The following is a 15,513-nucleotide window of genomic DNA, read 5'->3' on the forward strand; positions in this document are numbered from 1 at the left end:
CGTTACACGCGGCGGCGCTTCGGCGGCCGGCAACCGTTGTGCGGCACTGGCGTCACGTCGCGGATCAGCGTGACCTTGAAGCCCGCGGTCTGCAGAGCGCGGAGCGCGCTCTCGCGGCCGGCGCCGGGCCCCTTCACGAACACCGCGATCGAGCGCATGCCGTGGTCCATCGCCTTGCGCGCCGCCTCTTCCGCCGCGAGCTGCGCCGCGAACGGCGTGCTCTTGCGCGAGCCCTTGAAGCCGCGCGAGCCTGCGCTCGACCACGACACGGCGTTGCCGTTGATGTCGGTGATGGTCACGACGGTGTTGTTGAAGGTCGACTGAATGTGCGCGATCCCCGTCGCGACGTTCTTCTTCGCCTTCTTCTTCGTCTGCTGCTTCGCCTTCGCCGCTGTCTTCGCCGTGGCCATGGTCTCTACTCCAAAACACGCATGCTGGTAGGAGGTCATCCGCCACGGCGCTTTCGCGTGGCGCAAACTGGGCGAGGCGGGGCCGCCTCGCGGAGGTCAACTCACTTCTTGCCGGAGCCCTGGCGCGACACGATGCCCTTGCGCGGGCCCTTGCGGGTGCGGGAGTTCGTGTGCGTGCGCTGCCCGTTGACGGGCAGGCCGCGGCGGTGGCGAAGCCCGCGGTAGCAGCCGAGGTCCATGAGGCGCTTGATGTTCATCTGCACCTCGCGGCGGAGGTCGCCCTCGACGGTGTAGTCCGACTCGAGCAGCTCGCGGATCTTGCGGACGTCGCTGTCCGTGAGCTCCTCGGTCTTCTTGGTCTCCGGAATGCCCGCGCGCTGGCAAATCTGCCGAGCGAGCGTGCGACCGATACCGTAGAGGTACGGGAGCGAGTACGCGATTTGCTTGTGACGGGGGAGGTCGACGCCTGCGATACGAGCCATGACAGATGCTCTCTACTCGGTTGGTTCAGGGAATCAATCGTCGCGGAGGGATCCCCCGCAACTTCATTTCGGGACGGCGAGTCCGGGCACACCCTTTGGAGGTGCGCGCGGCGCTCAGCCTTGGCGCTGCTTGTGGCGCTGGTTGTCGCAGATGATGCGCACGACGCCGCGGCGGCGGACGACCTTGCACTTGTCGCAGATCTTCTTGACGGACGGACGGACCTTCATGACTCGCTCCAGATGATGACGCGGTGATCGGCGATCGACCGCCGAACCGAAAGCTTACTTGTGGCGGTAAGTGATGCGGCCCCGGCTGGGGTCGTAGGGGCTCACCTCGACGGTGACCCGGTCGCCCGGGAGGATGCGGATGTAGTACTGCCGCATGCGGCCGCTGATGGTCGCGAGCACGACGAGGCCGTTGTCGCACTTGACCCGAAACATGGCGTTCGGGAGCGCCTCTTGGACGACCCCGTCGAACTCAAGTTTGTCACCCTTGGGCTCTTTCCGCTCTCGACGTTCACTCACCGCCATGTTCCTCGTTCTCTCCTCACTTCGTACCGAGGACTCCGAGGACCCTCGCGGTGACTTCCGTGACCTCTCCGACCCCCTCCACCGTCCGCAGGAGCCCCTTCGCGGCGTAGTGCGGGAGGAGCTCGCTGGTCATCGCGTCGTAGGTGACGAGGCGATTCTTGACGACCTCTTCGTGGTCGTCGGCGCGGTGCTCGAGCTCCGCGTCGGGGGGGGGTGGCTTATACTTCAAATGGTAAATCTGTCCAGTCCGTTTGTCGGTGCGGCGGAGGACGGCACGTTCCAAGAGGAGCTCCTGGGGCACGGTGAGGGCGACGACGTGGTCGAGGGCCTGGTCCCGGCGGGCGAGCAGCGCCTCGAGCGCCTCGGCCTGCGGCACGGTGCGCGGGAAGCCGTCGAGGAGAAAGCCCGCCTGCGCGTCGTCGGCGAGGGTGCGCTTCGCGATGAGGTCGATCACCACCTCGTCGGGGACGAGGCCGCCGGCGCCCATCTTGGCGACGAGGTCCGCGGGCAGGCGCCCCTCGGCCTTCGCGGCGCGCAGCATGTCGCCGGTGGAGATCTGTGGGATCTTCCAGCGCTCGCAGATGACCTTGGCCTGGGTGCCCTTCCCCGCGCCAGGCGGGCCGACGAACACGAGCCGCATCAGACGTCCCTCCGACCGCGGATGCGCGTGGCTCGACCGCCACCGCCCGACAGCCCCTCGTAGTTGCGCGTGATGAGGTGCGCCTCGATCTGCGCCACCGTGTCGAGCGCGACGCCCACCACGATCATCATCGAGGTGCCTCCCCAGCGGAACGGCACCTTGAAGGCCTCGCTGATGAGGGTCGGCACGACGCACACGACCGCCATGTAGAGCGCGCCGCCGAGCGTGATGCGGGTAAGCACCTTGTCGATGTACTCGGCGGTCTGCCGGCCCTGACGAATGCTGGGAATGAACGCTTGCTGCTTCTTCAGGTTGTCCGCTACGTCGACCGCCTGGAAGGTGACCGCAGTGTAGAAGAAGGTGAAGAAGATGATCAGCGCGACGTAGACGAAGTTGAAGACCCAGTCGCCGCGGTCGAGCGAGCCCTGCAGGGCCGCCATGCCCGGGATCTTGAAGTTCGCCAGCGTGGCCGGGAACATCAAGAGGGACGACGCGAAGATCGGCGGGATGGTGCCCGCTGTGTTCACGCGGAGCGGCAAGTGCGCGGTCTGCCCGCCGTACACGCGGCGGCCGACGCTGCGGCGCGCGTAGTAGATGGGGATGCGGCGCTGTCCGCGCTCGAAGAAGACGATCGTGGCGACGGTCGCGAGCACGATGGTGAACACCGCCGCGAGGTTCAGCGGCTGGATCGAGCCCTTGTGGGTCTCGAAGTAGCCGACCACGCCGCTCGGGATGTCGGTGACGATGCCCGCGAAGATGATGAGTGACGTGCCGTTGCCGATGCCGCGCTCGGTGATCTGCTCGCCGACCCACATGATGAAGAGGGTGCCGGTGGTGAGCGTGAGCATGGTCATGAGCCGGAAGCCCCAGCCCGCGTGGGCGACGACGCCCCCGGAGCTGTCGAGGTCGTTGTTGCTCGCGCCCTCGAGGGTCATCGCGATGCTGAACGACTGGACCAGCGCGAGCCCGAGCGTGGCGTACCGCGTGTACTGGTTGATCTTCCGCGTGCCCTGCTCGCCCTCTTTGCGCATCTCGTCGAGCGGCTTGTACACCATCGTCAGGAGCTGAAAGACGATGCTCGCGCTGACATACGGCATGATGCCGAGGGCGAAGACGCTCAGGTTCCCGAGCGCTCCTCCGCTGAACATGTTCACGAAGCCGAGGAGGCCGCCCTGCTTGCTCACGAGAGCACGCATGGCGTTCCGGTCCACCCCGGGGATGGTCACGAAGACGCCGACGCGGTACACCGCGAGCATCATCAGCGTGTAAAGCACACGCTTCCGGAGCTCCGGTACCTTTCCGACGTTCGCGAGGCCCGGGAGGAGAGACATTACTCGCCGGCCTTGGCCGCGCCCGCGAGGAGCGTCTTGCCGCCCGCCTTCTGGATCTTCTCCTGAGCGCTCTTCGAGAAGGAGGTCGCCGTCACGACGATGGCCTTCGTGAGCTCGCCGTCGCCGAGGATCTTGATGCCGTCGAAGGCCCCCTTGACGATGCGGCGCTCGCGGAGCGCCTTCTCGTCGACGTTGGCGCCCGCCTCGAAGACCTCGAGGTCGCCCACGTTCAGCGCGACGATCTTCGCGGCGAACGCGTTGTTGAAGCCGCGCTTCGGCAGACGACGCTGCAAGGGGGTCTGGCCGCCCTCAAAGTACGGCTTGAAGCCGCCGGTGCGCGCGTACTGGCCCTTCTGGCCACGACCCGCGGTCTTGCCGAGGCCCGAGCCGGGACCGCGCCCCTTGCGGAGCTTGGTGCGCGTGGCGCCGATCGGCTTGACGAGATTCGAAAGGGTATCAGCCACGATCCACCTCCTCGACCGAAACGAGGTGCAAAACCTTCTTGATGGCGCCGCGGAACGAGGGCGTGTTCTCGACCTCGACCTTGGTGCCGGGGCCGCGGAGCCCGAGGCCCTTCACGACCTCGCGCTGCGCGAACTGGCGCCCGATGACGCTCTTCTCCTGGACAACAATCAGCTTCTTCACGGCGTCGCCTCCGCGGCCTTCTTCGAGGCCCTCTTCTTGCCGTCGCTCGGCGCGACGTCTTGGACCTGCTTGCCCCGCTTCTGCGCGATCATGTCGATGCTGCGCATCTGGCGGAGCGCGTCGACCGTGGCGCGCACGACGTTGTGCGGGTTCGCGCTGCCGATGCACTTCGTGAGGATGTCGTGGATACCGCAGCACTCGACGACGGCGCGGACCGCGCCGCCGGCGATGACGCCGGTACCCGCCGAGGCCGGGCGAAGGAACACTCGCCCAGCGCCGAAGTGCCCGAGGGCCTCGTGCGGGACGGTGGCGCCGGCGAGCGGCACCTTGAACAGGTTCTTGCGCGCCTGGTCGTTGCCCTTGCGGATGGCCTCGGGGACCTCGTTGGCCTTGCCGAGGCCGACACCCACGTGACCGGCCTCGTCGCCGACGACGATCAGCGCCGCGAACGAGAACCGACGACCGCCCTTCACCACCTTGGCGACGCGGTTGATGTGGATGATGCGCTCCTTGAGCTTCTCGTCGTCGACCTGCTCGAATGCCATGTCCAAATCTCGCTTCTTACGTAGATGGGCCCGCGACTGTGCGGCGCCCGAAAGTCAAACTCAGAACTTGAGGCCACCCTCGCGCGCGCCGTCCGCGAGAGCGGCGACGCGACCGTGGTAGAGGTAGCCGTTGCGATCGAACACGACCTCGGTGACGCCCTTCGCGAGGAGCGCCTTGGCGAGCGCGACGCCCACCTTCTTCGCTGCGGCGGTCTTGTCGGCCTCGGCCAGATCGCCGCGCACGTCGGCGGCCACGGTCGACGTGTGGGCGAGGGTGACCCCGCCGACGTCGTCGATCGCCTGCGCGTAGATGTGCTTGAGGCTGCGGAACACGGTGACCCGCGGGCGGGCCGCGGTTCCGCTGAGCTTCCTACGGATACGGAGCTTGCGGCGCTCCCGACCAACCAGCTGCATCGCCATGACAGATCCTTCTTCTTCTTTAGCGTTTCACGGGCGCGCCCAGCGCTCTCCCGAGGACTCGCGTTCGAGGGTCGAAACCCTTTAACCCTTACTTGCCGCCCTTGCCACCGGCTTTGCCCGCCTTCTCGCGGATCTTTTCGCCACGGTAGCGGACGCCCTTGCCGCCGTAGGGGCTCGGGGGTCGGTAGCCGCGGATGGTCGCCGCCGCTTGACCAATAGCCGACTTGTCGGCGCCGCTCAGGATCACGACGGTGCCCTTGGAGTCGCCGGGGATGACGATCGTGAGGCCCTTGGGGATGGGGAAATTCACCGGGTGGGAGAGGCCGAGGCTCAGGTTGAGCACCGCCCCCTTGAGCTCGGCGCGGTAACCCGTTCCGTGAAGCTCGAGGGTGGTGGTGTAGCCCTCGGCGGCGCCGGTGACCATGCTCTGGATGAGCGCCCGGGCGAGGCCCTGGAAGCGCGCGCCGTCGCGGCCGGGCACCGTGGGGGTCACGGTGAGGCTGCCGTTGTCGAGCTTCAGGTCCACGTTCGGGGTCGTGGCGCGCGAGAGCTCGCCTTTGGGGCCCTTCACCGAGATGGTCTCGGGCGTGAGGGTGAGCGTGACGCCCTTCGGGAGGACGACGGGGCGCTTGCCCACGCGAGAGAGGCGTTGCGGTTCCTGCGTTGCAGCGGGAGCGGTCATGATCTCACCAAACCTCGCAAAGGAGCTCACCGCCAACGCGCTGAGTCCGTGCATCTTTGTCGGTCATCACGCCGCGGCTCGTCGAGAGGATGGAAATTCCCATCCCCGAGCGAACGCGCGGAATGCGGTCATAGCGAACGTACACGCGACGACCGGGGGTCGAGACGCGACGAATGCCGTCGATGGCGCTCTCGCGGGCCTTGCCGTAGCGGAGGACCAGGACGAGCTTCTTCGGGCCCTCGGACTCGGCGACGCGGACGTCGTCGATGAAGCCCTCGCGCTTCAGCACGTGGGCCACGTGCTCCTTGAGGTTCGAGTGGGGCATCTCGGTGCGGTCGTGGCGGGCCAGACCGGCGTTGCGGATGCGCGTGAGCATGTCGGAAATGGGATCGGTCATCATGGCTTCACCAGCTCGCCTTGATTACGCCGGGGATTTCGCCGCGGAGGGAGAACAAGCGCAGACAGATTCTGCAGAGTTCGAACTTGCGGTAGTAGCTGCGTGCCCGGCCGCAGACCTTGCAGCGGTTTCGGTGCCGTACCTCGAACTTCGGGGGGCGGTTAAGCTTCGCAAACTGAGATGCACGCGCCATCGGGTTCCTCTGTCTCGCTACTCGAATCGATGAATCTTGGTTGTTCGCGGCGGCTCACGCCGCGCGCCTGGTCTGTCGCGCAGATCGTCGCTTAGGGCGCGCGGAAGGGCATTCCGAGGTTCTTGAGCAGCGCTCGCCCCTCGTCGTCCGTCTTGGCCGAGGTCACGAAGCTGATGTTGAGCCCCTTGATGACGTCGATCCGGTCGTAGTTGATTTCCGGAAAGATGATCTGCTCTTTGAGGCCGAGGGTGTAGTTGCCCTTGCCGTCGAAGGCGCGCCGCGAGACGCCACGGAAGTCACGGGTGCGCGGGAGCGCGAGCGTGATGAGGCGATCGAGGAACTCCCACATGCGCGCCTTGCGCAGCGTGACCATCGCGCCGATCGGGAGGTTCGCGCGGAGCTTGAAGCTCGCGATCGCCTTGCGCGACCGCGTGACGACGGGCTTCTGGCCCGTGATGGCGCGGAGCTCTTCGACGGCGGTGTCGATGATCTTGGGGTTCGTCACGGCCGCGCCGAGGCCCATGTTCAGCACGATCTTCTCGAGCTTGGGGACCTGGTTGGGGTTCGTGTAGCCGAACTCCTTCTTGAGGGCGGGGATGACCTCTTCGGCGTACTTCTTGATGAAGCGAGGCTCGACCGCGGTGGCCGTGGAGACGACCTTCGCCGTGGTGCCCTTGTCGCCGTCGCCAGCGCCGGGCTTGCCCTTCTTCTGCTTCTTCTCGTCAGCCATGACCTACTCCGCCTTCGCTGCGACTTGCGCGTTGGGGATCGTCTCGCCGCTACGGGCAGAGACGCGCACCTTGTTGCCTTTTTCGTCCGTCTTGAAGCGGACGCGGGTCGCCTTCCCCGAGGTCGGGTCCAGCGGCTGCACCTTGCACGCGAAGATCGGCGCCTCGCGCTCGATGATCCCGCCCTGCTGGTTCTTGGGGTTCGGGCGGGTGTGGCGCTTGATCATGTTGACGCCCTCGACGACGACCTTGTCGGTGTCGGCGATGAGCTTCACGACCTTGCCCTGCTTGCCCTTGTCTTTTCCGCTGATCACGACGACCTGGTCGCCGGTACGAAGACGCGCAGCCATCACAGCACCTCGGGCGCGAGCGAAATGATCTTCATGAACTTCTTGCCGCGGAGCTCGCGCGCGACCGGCCCGAAGATGCGCGTCCCGATGGGCTCGAGCTGCGCGTTGATGAGGACGGCGCTGTTCGCGTCGAACTTGATGTAGCTGCCGTCGGGGCGGGACTGCTCGCGGCGGGTGCGGACGATGACGGCCTTCGCGGTGTCACCCTTCTTCACCTTGGCGTTGGCAGCGGCCTCTTGGACGGCGACGACGATCACGTCGCCGACGCTCGCGTAGCGCCGGCGGGAGCCGCCGAGCACCTTGATGCATTGAACGCGCTTCGCGCCGGAGTTGTCCGCGACGTCGAGGTTGGTGCGCATCTGGATCATGACAGGGTCCTTTCAGACAGGAGATGAGTGGCCGAAGCCCTCATTCCTCGACGAACTTCTTGACGAGGCGGACGACGACGAAGCGCTTGTCCTTGGAGATGGGACGGTGCTCTTGGATCTCGACGTGATCGCCGACCTTGTACGTGTTGTTCTCGTCGTGCGCCTTGTAGCGCTCGCGAGTGCGGACGTACTTTCCGTAGAGCGGGTCGCGGCGGGCCGAGATGCACTCGACGACCACGGTCTTGTTCATCTTGTCTTTGACGACCTTGCCGACGATCTTCCGGCGGAAGCCGTGGGCTTCGTTCGCCGCCGGCGTCTGCGACTGAGCTTCTGAGGACATGACTACTTCGCCTCGCTGTTCTTCGTGGCCTGCTGGGTGAGCACCGTCTTCACGCGGGCGATGTCGCGGCGGGCCTTCTTCAGGGCCGCGGTGTTGTCGAGCCTGTTCGTGAAGTTCTTGAAGCGGTTCTCGAAGCGCTCACGGGTGAGGCTCTTCTCGAGCTCCACGAGCTCCTCCGGGGTGCGCTCGAGCAAATCCTTGGCCTTCATTGAATCACTCCGCGAACGAGGAACTTGTAGCCGATGGGCAGCTTGTGACCGGCGAGGCGGAACGCTTCACGCGCCGTCTTCTCGTCGATCCCCGAGATCTCGTACATGACGCGACCGGGGAGGATGTCGGCCGCCCACTCCTCGACGCCGCCCTTGCCTCCGCCCATGCGGACCTCGAGGGGCTTGGCGGTGACGGGGCGGTGCGGGAACACCCGGATCCAGAGCTTGCCGCTGCGCTTGACGTGGCGGGTGATCGCCATACGAGCCGCCTCGATCTGGCGAGCGGTGATGCGACCGGGGTCGACGGCCTGCATGCCGAAGTCGCCGAAGGAGACGTCGCTGCCGCGCTGGGCGAGGCCGCGGTTCGAGCCCTTCTGCATCTTGCGGAACTTGGTGCGCTTGGGGGAGAGCATGGGTTTCTCCTAGTCTTTCTTGGGGCGCGCGCTCAGGCGCCCGTGATGGGCCGGCGGACGCGGCGGGGGAGGACTTCGCCCTTGAAGATCCAGCACTTGACACCGATGATGCCGTACTTGGTCTTCGCCTCGGCGGTGCCGAACTCGATGTCGGCGCGGAGCGTGTGCAGCGGAACGCGCCCCTCGCGGTAGGTCTCGACGCGGCTCATCTCGCTGCCGCCGAGGCGACCCGAGCAGCGAACGCGGATGCCCTTGGCGCCGAACTTCATGGCCGTGGACAGGGCCTTCTTCATGGCGCGGCGGAAGGCGACGCGGCGCTCGAGCTGGGTGGCGATGTTCTCGGCCACGAGCTGCGCGGCGGTCTCGGCCTTGCGGATTTCCTGGACGTCGATGAACACCTCGTTGTCGGTGAACGACTGGACGCCCGGGAAGACGGTCTCGCCCTTCGCCGCGGTGCCGACGTTGCCGGACTTGAGGATCTCGATGCCCTTGCCGCCCTTGCCGATCACCATGCCGGGGCGCGCCGTGTAGACGATGACCTTCGCCTTGTTGGCGGCGCGCTCGACCTCGATGGACGCGATGTTCGCGTTCATCAGGTAGTCCTTCACGGCCCTCCGGATGCGGATGTCCTCGTGCAGCCACTTGGCGTAGGCCTTGTCCTCGAACCACTTCGAGTTCCAGGTCTTGATGACGCCGAGGCGAAATCCGTACGGATGAACTTTTTGACCCATGGTGTTTCTCGCTTGCTCGCTTGCTTCTAAGCTCTTAGCCGGGCTGCCTTGCGGCTCAGTCGCGGACGCCGAGCTCCACGGTGATGTGGCTCATGCCCTTCTGGATGCGGGTCGCGCGGCCCATGGCCCGCGGCCGCCAGCGGCGCATGTGGTTGTTCGGCGCCTTGTCGACGAAGGCGGTCTGAACGAAGAGGGCGTCGAGGTCGACGTCCGGGCTCTGAGTGCGGGCGTTGGCGACCGCGCTCTCGATGACCTTCTTGAGCACCGGAGCGCCCGACTTCGCAGTGAACTCGAGGAGCTGAAGGGCTTCTCCGGCCTGACGACCGCGAACGAGATCCACCACGACCCGGGCCTTTCGCGGGCTGATCCGCGCGAAGCGGGCAATCGCCTTGCTGACCATTTCGGAACCTTCTGGCCCCGTCGTTCCCGCGCTCGAACCCGGTGGGTATCGATCGCGCGAGCCGTTACGGCTGCCCATAGCTTTAGAGGAGAGACGCCCCAGTCACCCTTCCGGGGGACGGGAGCGCGCACTTTACGCAGAACGCCGAGCTTGGCAAGCTAGAAACGTCTGTGGGGTGCTTTTCTTGGTGCGTCGGTTGGCGTGTGAGCGCGTCGGCGAGGCCCGGGAGTCAGTAGTCGCTGCGCTGAGGAAAGAAAAGCTCCGCGGCGCGCAATCGACGTGACGCCGGCCTCGGTTCGGAAGGCAAGGGGTCCGCGGGAGAGGAGGCCGAGGGGAGCGCGGAGCACGCTCAGCAGGGCGGCGGCGGGCGCCTACTTGACGTTTGCGCAGCGCCGATCGTTCATGTCCGCACGGTCGATTGCGATTTCGGAAGCGCCTCGCCCTGCGGGATCCCGTAAGTACACGACGTCTCGGGGAGCGGCCTTGGCACGAGGCTTGCGAAGGTGGGAGTCAGGCACGCGCTGGGCGGTCAATCCCCCCCCAACTGTTCGGCGTCTGCCGCCTACTCTCTCGCGAAAGCGAGGGCCGCCCCGCACGGAACCTCCCCTCCTCCGTGCGGGGTTTTTCTTTTTGTTTCGGGCGCGACCGCCCCGAGGGCCGGCCGAGGGCGGCCGGAGCGGGCTGCGCGGCGCGAAACGCGTGGCTGGAGCCCGCGTTCGGCGTTAGAAGCGGGCCATGTCCCGAAAGCTCGACGAGACCCTCGCGCGCATCCAGAAGGGCGGCGCCCACAAGTACCACGCGAAGAACACGGAGGCGGGCAAGCTCTTCGCGCGCGACCGCATCGCCCGGCTCTGCGATCCCGACTCGTTCCAGGAGGACGGCGCCCTCGCGAACGTCTCCGATCACGAGCTCCCCGCGGACGGCGTGATCACCGGCACCGCCACCGTGAACGGGCGGCCCGTCGCGCTGATGGCCAACGACTCGACGGTGAAGGCCGGCTCCTGGGGCAAGCGCACGGTCGAGAAGATCCTCCGCATCCAGGAGATGGCCACCAAGCTCCGCGTGCCGATGCTCTATCTGGTGGACTCCGCGGGCGCGCGCATCACCGACCAGCTCGAAATGTTCCCGGGCCGACGCGGCGCGGGGCGCATCTTCTTCAACCAGGTGAACCTGAGCGGAGCGGTCCCGCAGGTGTGTCTGCTCTTTGGGCCGAGCGCGGCCGGCGGCGCGTACATCCCGGCGTTCTGCGATGTCGTCGTCATGGTCGAGGGCAACGCGAGCATGTACCTCGGCAGCCCGCGGATGGCCGAGATGGTCATCGGCGAGAAGGTCACCCTCGAGGAGCTCGGCGGCGCCAAGATGCACTGCTCCGTGTCCGGCTGCGGCGACGTGCTCTGCAAGACCGAGGAGGAGGCGATCGCCTTCTGCCAGCAGTATCTGAGCTACCTGCCCCAGAACTGCGACAGCGATCCCGAGGAGAGCCTCCCCAAGCCCGCCAAGGAGGGCAAGGCGATCCACGAGATCGTGCCCGCCGACGAGGGCAAGTCGTTCGACATGCGCCACGTCATCGAGGCGCTCGTCGACGAGGGCTCGTTCCTCGAGCTGAAGAAGCTCTTCGCGCGTGAGGTGCTGACGGGCTTCGCGCGCATCGAGGGGCGCGTGGTGGGCATCGTCGCGAACCAGCCGAAGTGGCTGGGCGGCATGCTGCTCGTCGACTCGGCGGACAAGGCCGCGCGCTTCATCTGGCTGTGCGACGCCTTCAACATCCCGCTCCTCTACCTGGCCGACGTGCCCGGCTTCATGATCGGCACGAAGGTCGAGCGCCAGGGCATCATCCGCGCAGGCGCGAAGATGATCGCCGCCGTGAGCGAGGCGACGGTCCCGAAGCTCTGCGTCGTGGTGCGCAAGGCGTACGGCGCGGGCCTCTACGCGATGTGCGGTCCCGCGTTCGACCCGGAGGCGACCATCGCGCTGCCCGGCGCCTCGATCGCGGTGATGGGCCCCGCGCCGGCCGTAAACGCTGTATATTACAATAAAATCCAAGAGATCCCGGCGGGGTCGGAGCGGGAGGCCTTCGTGGCCGAGAAGCAGGCCGAGTACCGCGCGGACATCGACCTCATGAAGCTCGCGAGCGACCTCATCGTCGACGCGATCGTCCCGGGCGAGCGGCTCCGCGCGGAGATCGCGCGGCGCTTCGAGCGGGCGGAGGCGAAAGACGAGCTTCGGCTCCCGAAGAAGCACATGGTCCCGCCGGTCTAGCCCGGTGCCCTTCGTAGCGCTCCGCAGGGTCGCCCGTGACCGCTGAGGAGGGCCCTTCGGCGCCCCTCCGCGGTGCGCCGCCTCGTGCGCGGCGCGCGGGGCGACTGCGCCGCGCGGCGCTCGTGCGCGCTCGGGTGGCGCTCTACCTCGGGCGCCGCCTCGGCCCCGCGGTCGTCGCGATGGCCGCGTACACGGCGCTCGCGGCCGCCCTCGTGCGATGGGACGGCGCCCGCCACGGCGCCGCCCTCCCCGACTGGGGCGCGACGATGTATGCGATCTACACACAGCTGTTCTTCGAGCCCACCGATCCCCTCCCGTCAACGGCGCTCGCGCGGGCGGTCTTCTGGGTGACCCCGGCGCTGGGGGCCCTCCTCGTGGCGGAGGGCATCGTGAAGGTGGGGAGCGAGGTGCTCGAGGAGGACCGCAGGCGCGCGCTGTGGGTGAGGATCATGACCGAGACATTCAAGGACCACGTGGTCGTGTGCGGGCTGGGCCATGTGGGGTTTCGCGTGGTCGAGGAGCTGCGGGCGCTCGGCCACGACGTGGTCGGCATCGAGCGCGAGGGCTCGGAGTTCGTCGCCGTCCTCCGCGACGCGGGCGTCCCGGTGCACGTGGGCGACGCGAGGAGAGACGATCTGTTGCTCCACACCGGCATCGCGCGGGCGAAGGCGGTGGTCTGCGCCACGAACGACGACCTCGCCAACCTCGAGATCGCGCTCGACGCGAAGCGGATGAACCCCGCGATCCGGGTCGTCATGCGCATGTTCGATCAGCGCCTCGCGGCGAAGGTGGGCGGGGCGCTCGAGCTCGACCAGAGCTTCTCCACGAGCGCGCTCTCGGCCCTCGTGATCGCGCTCTCCGCGCGCCTCGAGGGCGTAAAGAGCGCCTACCGCCTGGGAGATGGGGCGCGCGTCGTGTGCGAGCTCGACGTGCCGCGGGCGTGGACGGGGAAGACGGTGGCCGCGCTCGAGGGCACGACCGATCTCCGCGTCGTGCGGCTCGCGCGCGGGGGCGCCTACGAGGCCGCGCGCCAAGACCACGTGCTTCGGGCGGGCGACCGCGTGGTGGTGGACGCTGACGCGGACGAGCTCTCCCGCGCCGTGTAGAGGCGGCCTCGCGCCGGGGCACGCATATCCCGAAGAACGCTCGCCGCGGCACGCGAGCGAGGAAATGGCCGTCGTGGTTTCGGCGGCGCGGGGTGTACTCTTCCTCGCCATGCGAGTCTCCCGTCTCTCCGGCGTCACCACGGCGCTCGCCGCGGCCTTCGCCCTCGCGGTCGCCGCGTGCGGCACGCCGCCCACGAAGGTGCCCACGCCGGTCGACCGGCTGGCGCTCGCCTCCGAGCCCGTGACCGATGCGCGCTTCGCGACGGCGGTCAACGATCTGCTGATGTCTCCGCCGAACACACCGGAGCGCAAGGCGCGGCTCGGCGGCGTGCTCAGCCGGCAGCTCGCGCGCGCGGCCTCACGGTTCGACCAGCGCCGCCCCGAGGCGGGCACGGCCGCCGTGCGCGGGGGCCTCACGCTCGCCCAGACCGGCGAGCTCACCGCCGAGGCGCTCGGGCCCGACGCGGCGAAGGCGCTCACGGGCGCCGCGCTCGAGTACTCGCGACGAGGCGACGAGGGCCGCGCGCGCGCCGTGTACGAGCTGCTCCACCAGGTGCTCCCAGAGGCCCAGCGCGGCGACACGCGCGGGCACCTCGACGCGCTGAAAGCTTGGCTCCAGGGCACGACCTCGGGGGGACCGATGCAGGCCGCGGGCTCGCTCGAGAGCGCCGCCGTCGCGCGGCGCATGTTGGAGCCCACGGCGCAGGCGCGGAGCGAGGCCACGTCCTACGCGACCGCGTGGCTCGCGCAGTCGTACGAGGTGCGTCGGGTGTTCCGCGAGAGGCGCGTGCAGCCGGAGCGCGAGGAGGCGATCGAGGCGCTCCGCGCGCTCGGCACGGGCCCCACCGTGCTCGCGGCGATCCACCTCCGCGACGGGGACGCGGTCGGCGCGCTCGGCGCGATCGACAAGGCGGAGGCGCGGGGCATCGCGCGGCAGGACCTCCTCGGCTCGCTGGAGCGCGTCGCCGAGCGCGCCGAGCCCGCCGCCTGGCTCGGGCTCCTTCGCGCCCTGCGAGCCCCGCCGCGCGACGCCGAAGACGCCCCGCAGGACGCCGATCTCCTGCGCACGGTGACCTTCTGCGTCGCCCGCGAGGCGTACCGCCTCGATCCGTCGGTCCCCGAGGTCGCGGGTGTCGTGGCCGAGGGGCTCGTCGAGCTTGGCATGCCCGACGCGGCCCCGGCCGCGCTCACGGCGGCCGTGCGTGCCCACCCCGAGCCCTCGATCCTGAGCGGCGCCATCTCCATCACGCTGCTCGCGATGCTGCGCGCGGCCGAGCTGGAAGACCTCACGCTCGCGCGCCACACGTTCCAGGCCGCGGTCCCCTTGCTGGCGATCGCCGACGACCCGAAGCTCGCGCGGCAGGCGAGCCCGAACGCCGCGCGCGCCCGCGCGATGATGGGCGAGCTGGAGGTCCGCGACGGGCACCTGAAGGAGGCCGAGGAGCTCTTCACCGCGGCGTCCCACCACGAGGCGACGGGCGCCATCCTGCTCGCCCTCGCGCGCATCGACGCACACACCAACCGCGCCGAGTCGGCCAGCACGCGCGTACAGGCTGCGCTCACGAAAGAGGACACGCTGCGCGACCCGGGGCTGCGCGGCGAGGCGCTGCTGTTCCACGCGGACCTCCTCCGCCAGCAGGGGAACCGTGAGGGCGCGCGGGCGGTGTACAGGCGGGCTCTCCAAGACCTGGCGCGGGTGCGCGCCGACTCCGAAGGCGAGCTCCGCGCGCGCGTCGAGCGACTCCTCGCGCGGGTGCTCGATCGCTTCGGCGACGCGACGGGCGCAGAGCGGGCGCTGGACCGTGCCTTCGAAGCGGGCGCGCACGACAAGAAGCAGGCGGCGGCGACCGTGGGTCAGCAGGTGGCGAGGGCCCTGCTCCGCCGCGACCTGCGCCTGGCCCAGGCCGGCCTCAACCGTGGCGCGGCCGCGAAGCTCGAGCGCGAAGATCTCGTGTATTATGCACTTTGGACCCGCCTGCTCGAGCGCGAGTCGAAGCAGCCGACGGACGGCCTGGCGGAGAAGCTCCTCGCCCAGACCGAGGGCGATCCCCGCTGGATCGGCAAGGTCGCGGCGTTTGGGCTGGGGAAGCTGCCCGCGGCCGACCTGCTTCAGGCCGCGGCCACCCCCGCCCAACGCGCGGAGGCGTTCTTCTACGGAGCGATGGAGCGCCGGCTGCGGGGGGACACGAAGGCCGCCGAAGAGGGGCTCCGCAAGACCCTCGACCAGGGCGGCCTCGACCTCATGGAGGTCGGCCTCGCACGCGACCTGCTGAGCGACGACAAGGGCGTCCTCGGCGGCCCGCCGCCCGACGTCGGCTTGCCGTGACGGCCTG

At 68.4% G+C, this 15,513-nt stretch carries 24 protein-coding genes; 3 read left to right on the top strand and 21 right to left on the bottom strand.

Translation table 11 applies throughout. The features are described 5' to 3' along the window. Positions 1-2: 2 nt before the first annotated feature. The 21 genes from rpsK to rplV form a co-directional block, all read right to left on the bottom strand. Positions 3-410: a 30S ribosomal protein S11 gene (rpsK, locus tag IPQ09_20140; protein ID MBL0196491.1), complete on the bottom strand. Its 408-nt coding sequence runs from the start codon at positions 408-410 to the stop codon at positions 3-5. A 101-nt stretch (positions 411-511) separates the two neighbouring features. Next, entirely contained in the window at positions 512-892 is a 381-nt protein-coding gene (rpsM, locus tag IPQ09_20145) for a 30S ribosomal protein S13 (GenBank protein ID MBL0196492.1), read from the bottom strand. A 114-nt stretch (positions 893-1,006) separates the two neighbouring features. Next, the gene (gene rpmJ, locus IPQ09_20150; GenBank protein MBL0196493.1) at positions 1,007-1,120 is read right to left on the bottom strand and encodes a 50S ribosomal protein L36; all 114 of its coding nucleotides are present in this window, start codon (positions 1,118-1,120) and stop codon (positions 1,007-1,009) included. Between the two features lie 54 nt (positions 1,121-1,174). Further along, positions 1,175-1,423: a translation initiation factor IF-1 gene (gene infA, locus IPQ09_20155; protein MBL0196494.1), complete on the bottom strand. Its 249-nt coding sequence runs from the start codon at positions 1,421-1,423 to the stop codon at positions 1,175-1,177. A 16-nt stretch (positions 1,424-1,439) separates the two neighbouring features. Further along, positions 1,440-2,063: an adenylate kinase gene (locus tag IPQ09_20160; GenBank protein MBL0196495.1), complete on the bottom strand. Its 624-nt coding sequence runs from the start codon at positions 2,061-2,063 to the stop codon at positions 1,440-1,442. Continuing rightward, positions 2,063-3,394: a preprotein translocase subunit SecY gene (gene secY, locus IPQ09_20165; GenBank protein ID MBL0196496.1), complete on the bottom strand. Its 1,332-nt coding sequence runs from the start codon at positions 3,392-3,394 to the stop codon at positions 2,063-2,065. Before secY ends, IPQ09_20160 begins: the two co-directional genes overlap by 1 nt. Beyond that, positions 3,394-3,858 (bottom strand): 50S ribosomal protein L15, encoded by a 465-nt coding sequence (gene rplO / locus IPQ09_20170; protein ID MBL0196497.1) that lies wholly within the window; start codon positions 3,856-3,858, stop codon positions 3,394-3,396. The genes secY and rplO overlap by 1 nt, the downstream gene beginning before the upstream one ends. Continuing rightward, complete coding sequence (gene rpmD / locus IPQ09_20175) at positions 3,851-4,039, bottom strand: 50S ribosomal protein L30 (protein ID MBL0196498.1); 189 nt, start codon at positions 4,037-4,039, stop codon at positions 3,851-3,853. The genes rplO and rpmD overlap by 8 nt, the downstream gene beginning before the upstream one ends. Then, complete coding sequence (gene rpsE / locus IPQ09_20180) at positions 4,036-4,584, bottom strand: 30S ribosomal protein S5 (protein ID MBL0196499.1); 549 nt, start codon at positions 4,582-4,584, stop codon at positions 4,036-4,038. Before rpsE ends, rpmD begins: the two co-directional genes overlap by 4 nt. A 60-nt stretch (positions 4,585-4,644) precedes the next feature. Next, on the bottom strand, positions 4,645-5,004 hold the full coding sequence (locus IPQ09_20185; protein MBL0196500.1) for a 50S ribosomal protein L18: 360 nt from the start codon (positions 5,002-5,004) through the stop codon (positions 4,645-4,647). 88 nt (positions 5,005-5,092) lie between these two features. Further along, on the bottom strand, positions 5,093-5,686 hold the full coding sequence (rplF, locus tag IPQ09_20190; protein MBL0196501.1) for a 50S ribosomal protein L6: 594 nt from the start codon (positions 5,684-5,686) through the stop codon (positions 5,093-5,095). A gap of 4 nt (positions 5,687-5,690) precedes the next feature. Further along, positions 5,691-6,086 (bottom strand): 30S ribosomal protein S8, encoded by a 396-nt coding sequence (gene rpsH, locus IPQ09_20195; protein ID MBL0196502.1) that lies wholly within the window; start codon positions 6,084-6,086, stop codon positions 5,691-5,693. A gap of 4 nt (positions 6,087-6,090) precedes the next feature. Next, positions 6,091-6,276 (bottom strand): type Z 30S ribosomal protein S14, encoded by a 186-nt coding sequence (locus tag IPQ09_20200; protein MBL0196503.1) that lies wholly within the window; start codon positions 6,274-6,276, stop codon positions 6,091-6,093. A 91-nt stretch (positions 6,277-6,367) separates the two neighbouring features. Continuing rightward, positions 6,368-7,006 carry a 50S ribosomal protein L5 gene (gene rplE / locus IPQ09_20205; GenBank protein ID MBL0196504.1) on the bottom strand — a complete coding sequence of 213 codons (639 nt, stop codon included), beginning with the start codon at positions 7,004-7,006 and terminating at the stop codon, positions 6,368-6,370. Positions 7,007-7,009: 3 nt separating this feature from the next. Beyond that, complete coding sequence (gene rplX, locus IPQ09_20210) at positions 7,010-7,354, bottom strand: 50S ribosomal protein L24 (GenBank protein MBL0196505.1); 345 nt, start codon at positions 7,352-7,354, stop codon at positions 7,010-7,012. Further along, positions 7,354-7,722, bottom strand: coding sequence for a 50S ribosomal protein L14 (gene rplN / locus IPQ09_20215; GenBank protein MBL0196506.1), 369 nt, complete (start codon positions 7,720-7,722; stop codon positions 7,354-7,356). The genes rplX and rplN overlap by 1 nt, the downstream gene beginning before the upstream one ends. Before the next feature lie 40 nt (positions 7,723-7,762). Further along, positions 7,763-8,062 carry a 30S ribosomal protein S17 gene (rpsQ, locus tag IPQ09_20220; protein MBL0196507.1) on the bottom strand — a complete coding sequence of 100 codons (300 nt, stop codon included), beginning with the start codon at positions 8,060-8,062 and terminating at the stop codon, positions 7,763-7,765. A 2-nt stretch (positions 8,063-8,064) separates the two neighbouring features. Beyond that, entirely contained in the window at positions 8,065-8,271 is a 207-nt protein-coding gene (gene rpmC / locus IPQ09_20225; protein ID MBL0196508.1) for a 50S ribosomal protein L29, read from the bottom strand. After that, positions 8,268-8,684, bottom strand: coding sequence for a 50S ribosomal protein L16 (gene rplP / locus IPQ09_20230; protein MBL0196509.1), 417 nt, complete (start codon positions 8,682-8,684; stop codon positions 8,268-8,270). The genes rpmC and rplP overlap by 4 nt, the downstream gene beginning before the upstream one ends. A gap of 32 nt (positions 8,685-8,716) precedes the next feature. Then, on the bottom strand, positions 8,717-9,415 hold the full coding sequence (gene rpsC, locus IPQ09_20235) for a 30S ribosomal protein S3 (GenBank protein MBL0196510.1): 699 nt from the start codon (positions 9,413-9,415) through the stop codon (positions 8,717-8,719). A 55-nt stretch (positions 9,416-9,470) separates the two neighbouring features. Next, complete coding sequence (gene rplV / locus IPQ09_20240; protein MBL0196511.1) at positions 9,471-9,815, bottom strand: 50S ribosomal protein L22; 345 nt, start codon at positions 9,813-9,815, stop codon at positions 9,471-9,473. A gap of 735 nt (positions 9,816-10,550) precedes the next feature. Here rplV and IPQ09_20245 point away from each other — a divergent pair. The 3 genes from IPQ09_20245 (at position 10,551) to IPQ09_20255 (ending at position 15,506) form a co-directional block, all read left to right on the top strand. Continuing rightward, positions 10,551-12,074: an acyl-CoA carboxylase subunit beta gene (locus tag IPQ09_20245; protein MBL0196512.1), complete on the top strand. Its 1,524-nt coding sequence runs from the start codon at positions 10,551-10,553 to the stop codon at positions 12,072-12,074. Positions 12,075-12,109: 35 nt separating this feature from the next. Beyond that, on the top strand, positions 12,110-13,180 hold the full coding sequence (locus IPQ09_20250; protein ID MBL0196513.1) for an NAD-binding protein: 1,071 nt from the start codon (positions 12,110-12,112) through the stop codon (positions 13,178-13,180). A gap of 109 nt (positions 13,181-13,289) precedes the next feature. Then, positions 13,290-15,506 carry a hypothetical protein gene (locus IPQ09_20255; GenBank protein ID MBL0196514.1) on the top strand — a complete coding sequence of 739 codons (2,217 nt, stop codon included), beginning with the start codon at positions 13,290-13,292 and terminating at the stop codon, positions 15,504-15,506. The last annotated feature ends 7 nt before the right edge of the window (positions 15,507-15,513 follow it).

Source organism: Myxococcales bacterium, from assembly GCA_016720545.1.
Taxonomy (GTDB): domain Bacteria; phylum Myxococcota_A; class Polyangia; order Polyangiales; family Polyangiaceae; genus JAAFHV01.

What these genes read in the sequence shown, in the direction of transcription:
- rpsK (MBL0196491.1), bottom strand. Translation starts at nt 410, where the DNA reads ATGGCCACGGCGAAGACAGCGGCGAAGGCGAAGCAGCAGACGAAGAAG.
- rpsM (MBL0196492.1), bottom strand. Translation starts at nt 892, where the DNA reads ATGGCTCGTATCGCAGGCGTCGACCTCCCCCGTCACAAGCAAATCGCG.
- rpmJ (MBL0196493.1), bottom strand. Translation starts at nt 1,120, where the DNA reads ATGAAGGTCCGTCCGTCCGTCAAGAAGATCTGCGACAAGTGCAAGGTC.
- infA (MBL0196494.1), bottom strand. Translation starts at nt 1,423, where the DNA reads ATGGCGGTGAGTGAACGTCGAGAGCGGAAAGAGCCCAAGGGTGACAAA.
- IPQ09_20160 (MBL0196495.1), bottom strand. Translation starts at nt 2,063, where the DNA reads ATGCGGCTCGTGTTCGTCGGCCCGCCTGGCGCGGGGAAGGGCACCCAG.
- secY (MBL0196496.1), bottom strand. Translation starts at nt 3,394, where the DNA reads ATGTCTCTCCTCCCGGGCCTCGCGAACGTCGGAAAGGTACCGGAGCTC.
- rpsE (MBL0196499.1), bottom strand. Translation starts at nt 4,584, where the DNA reads ATGGCATTCGAGCAGGTCGACGACGAGAAGCTCAAGGAGCGCATCATC.
- IPQ09_20185 (MBL0196500.1), bottom strand. Translation starts at nt 5,004, where the DNA reads ATGGCGATGCAGCTGGTTGGTCGGGAGCGCCGCAAGCTCCGTATCCGT.
- rplF (MBL0196501.1), bottom strand. Translation starts at nt 5,686, where the DNA reads ATGACCGCTCCCGCTGCAACGCAGGAACCGCAACGCCTCTCTCGCGTG.
- rpsH (MBL0196502.1), bottom strand. Translation starts at nt 6,086, where the DNA reads ATGATGACCGATCCCATTTCCGACATGCTCACGCGCATCCGCAACGCC.
- IPQ09_20200 (MBL0196503.1), bottom strand. Translation starts at nt 6,276, where the DNA reads ATGGCGCGTGCATCTCAGTTTGCGAAGCTTAACCGCCCCCCGAAGTTC.
- rplE (MBL0196504.1), bottom strand. Translation starts at nt 7,006, where the DNA reads ATGGCTGACGAGAAGAAGCAGAAGAAGGGCAAGCCCGGCGCTGGCGAC.
- rplX (MBL0196505.1), bottom strand. Translation starts at nt 7,354, where the DNA reads ATGGCTGCGCGTCTTCGTACCGGCGACCAGGTCGTCGTGATCAGCGGA.
- rplN (MBL0196506.1), bottom strand. Translation starts at nt 7,722, where the DNA reads ATGATCCAGATGCGCACCAACCTCGACGTCGCGGACAACTCCGGCGCG.
- rpsQ (MBL0196507.1), bottom strand. Translation starts at nt 8,062, where the DNA reads ATGTCCTCAGAAGCTCAGTCGCAGACGCCGGCGGCGAACGAAGCCCAC.
- rpmC (MBL0196508.1), bottom strand. Translation starts at nt 8,271, where the DNA reads ATGAAGGCCAAGGATTTGCTCGAGCGCACCCCGGAGGAGCTCGTGGAG.
- rplP (MBL0196509.1), bottom strand. Translation starts at nt 8,684, where the DNA reads ATGCTCTCCCCCAAGCGCACCAAGTTCCGCAAGATGCAGAAGGGCTCG.
- rpsC (MBL0196510.1), bottom strand. Translation starts at nt 9,415, where the DNA reads ATGGGTCAAAAAGTTCATCCGTACGGATTTCGCCTCGGCGTCATCAAG.
- rplV (MBL0196511.1), bottom strand. Translation starts at nt 9,815, where the DNA reads ATGGTCAGCAAGGCGATTGCCCGCTTCGCGCGGATCAGCCCGCGAAAG.
- IPQ09_20245 (MBL0196512.1), top strand. Translation starts at nt 10,551, where the DNA reads ATGTCCCGAAAGCTCGACGAGACCCTCGCGCGCATCCAGAAGGGCGGC.
- IPQ09_20255 (MBL0196514.1), top strand. Translation starts at nt 13,290, where the DNA reads ATGCGAGTCTCCCGTCTCTCCGGCGTCACCACGGCGCTCGCCGCGGCC.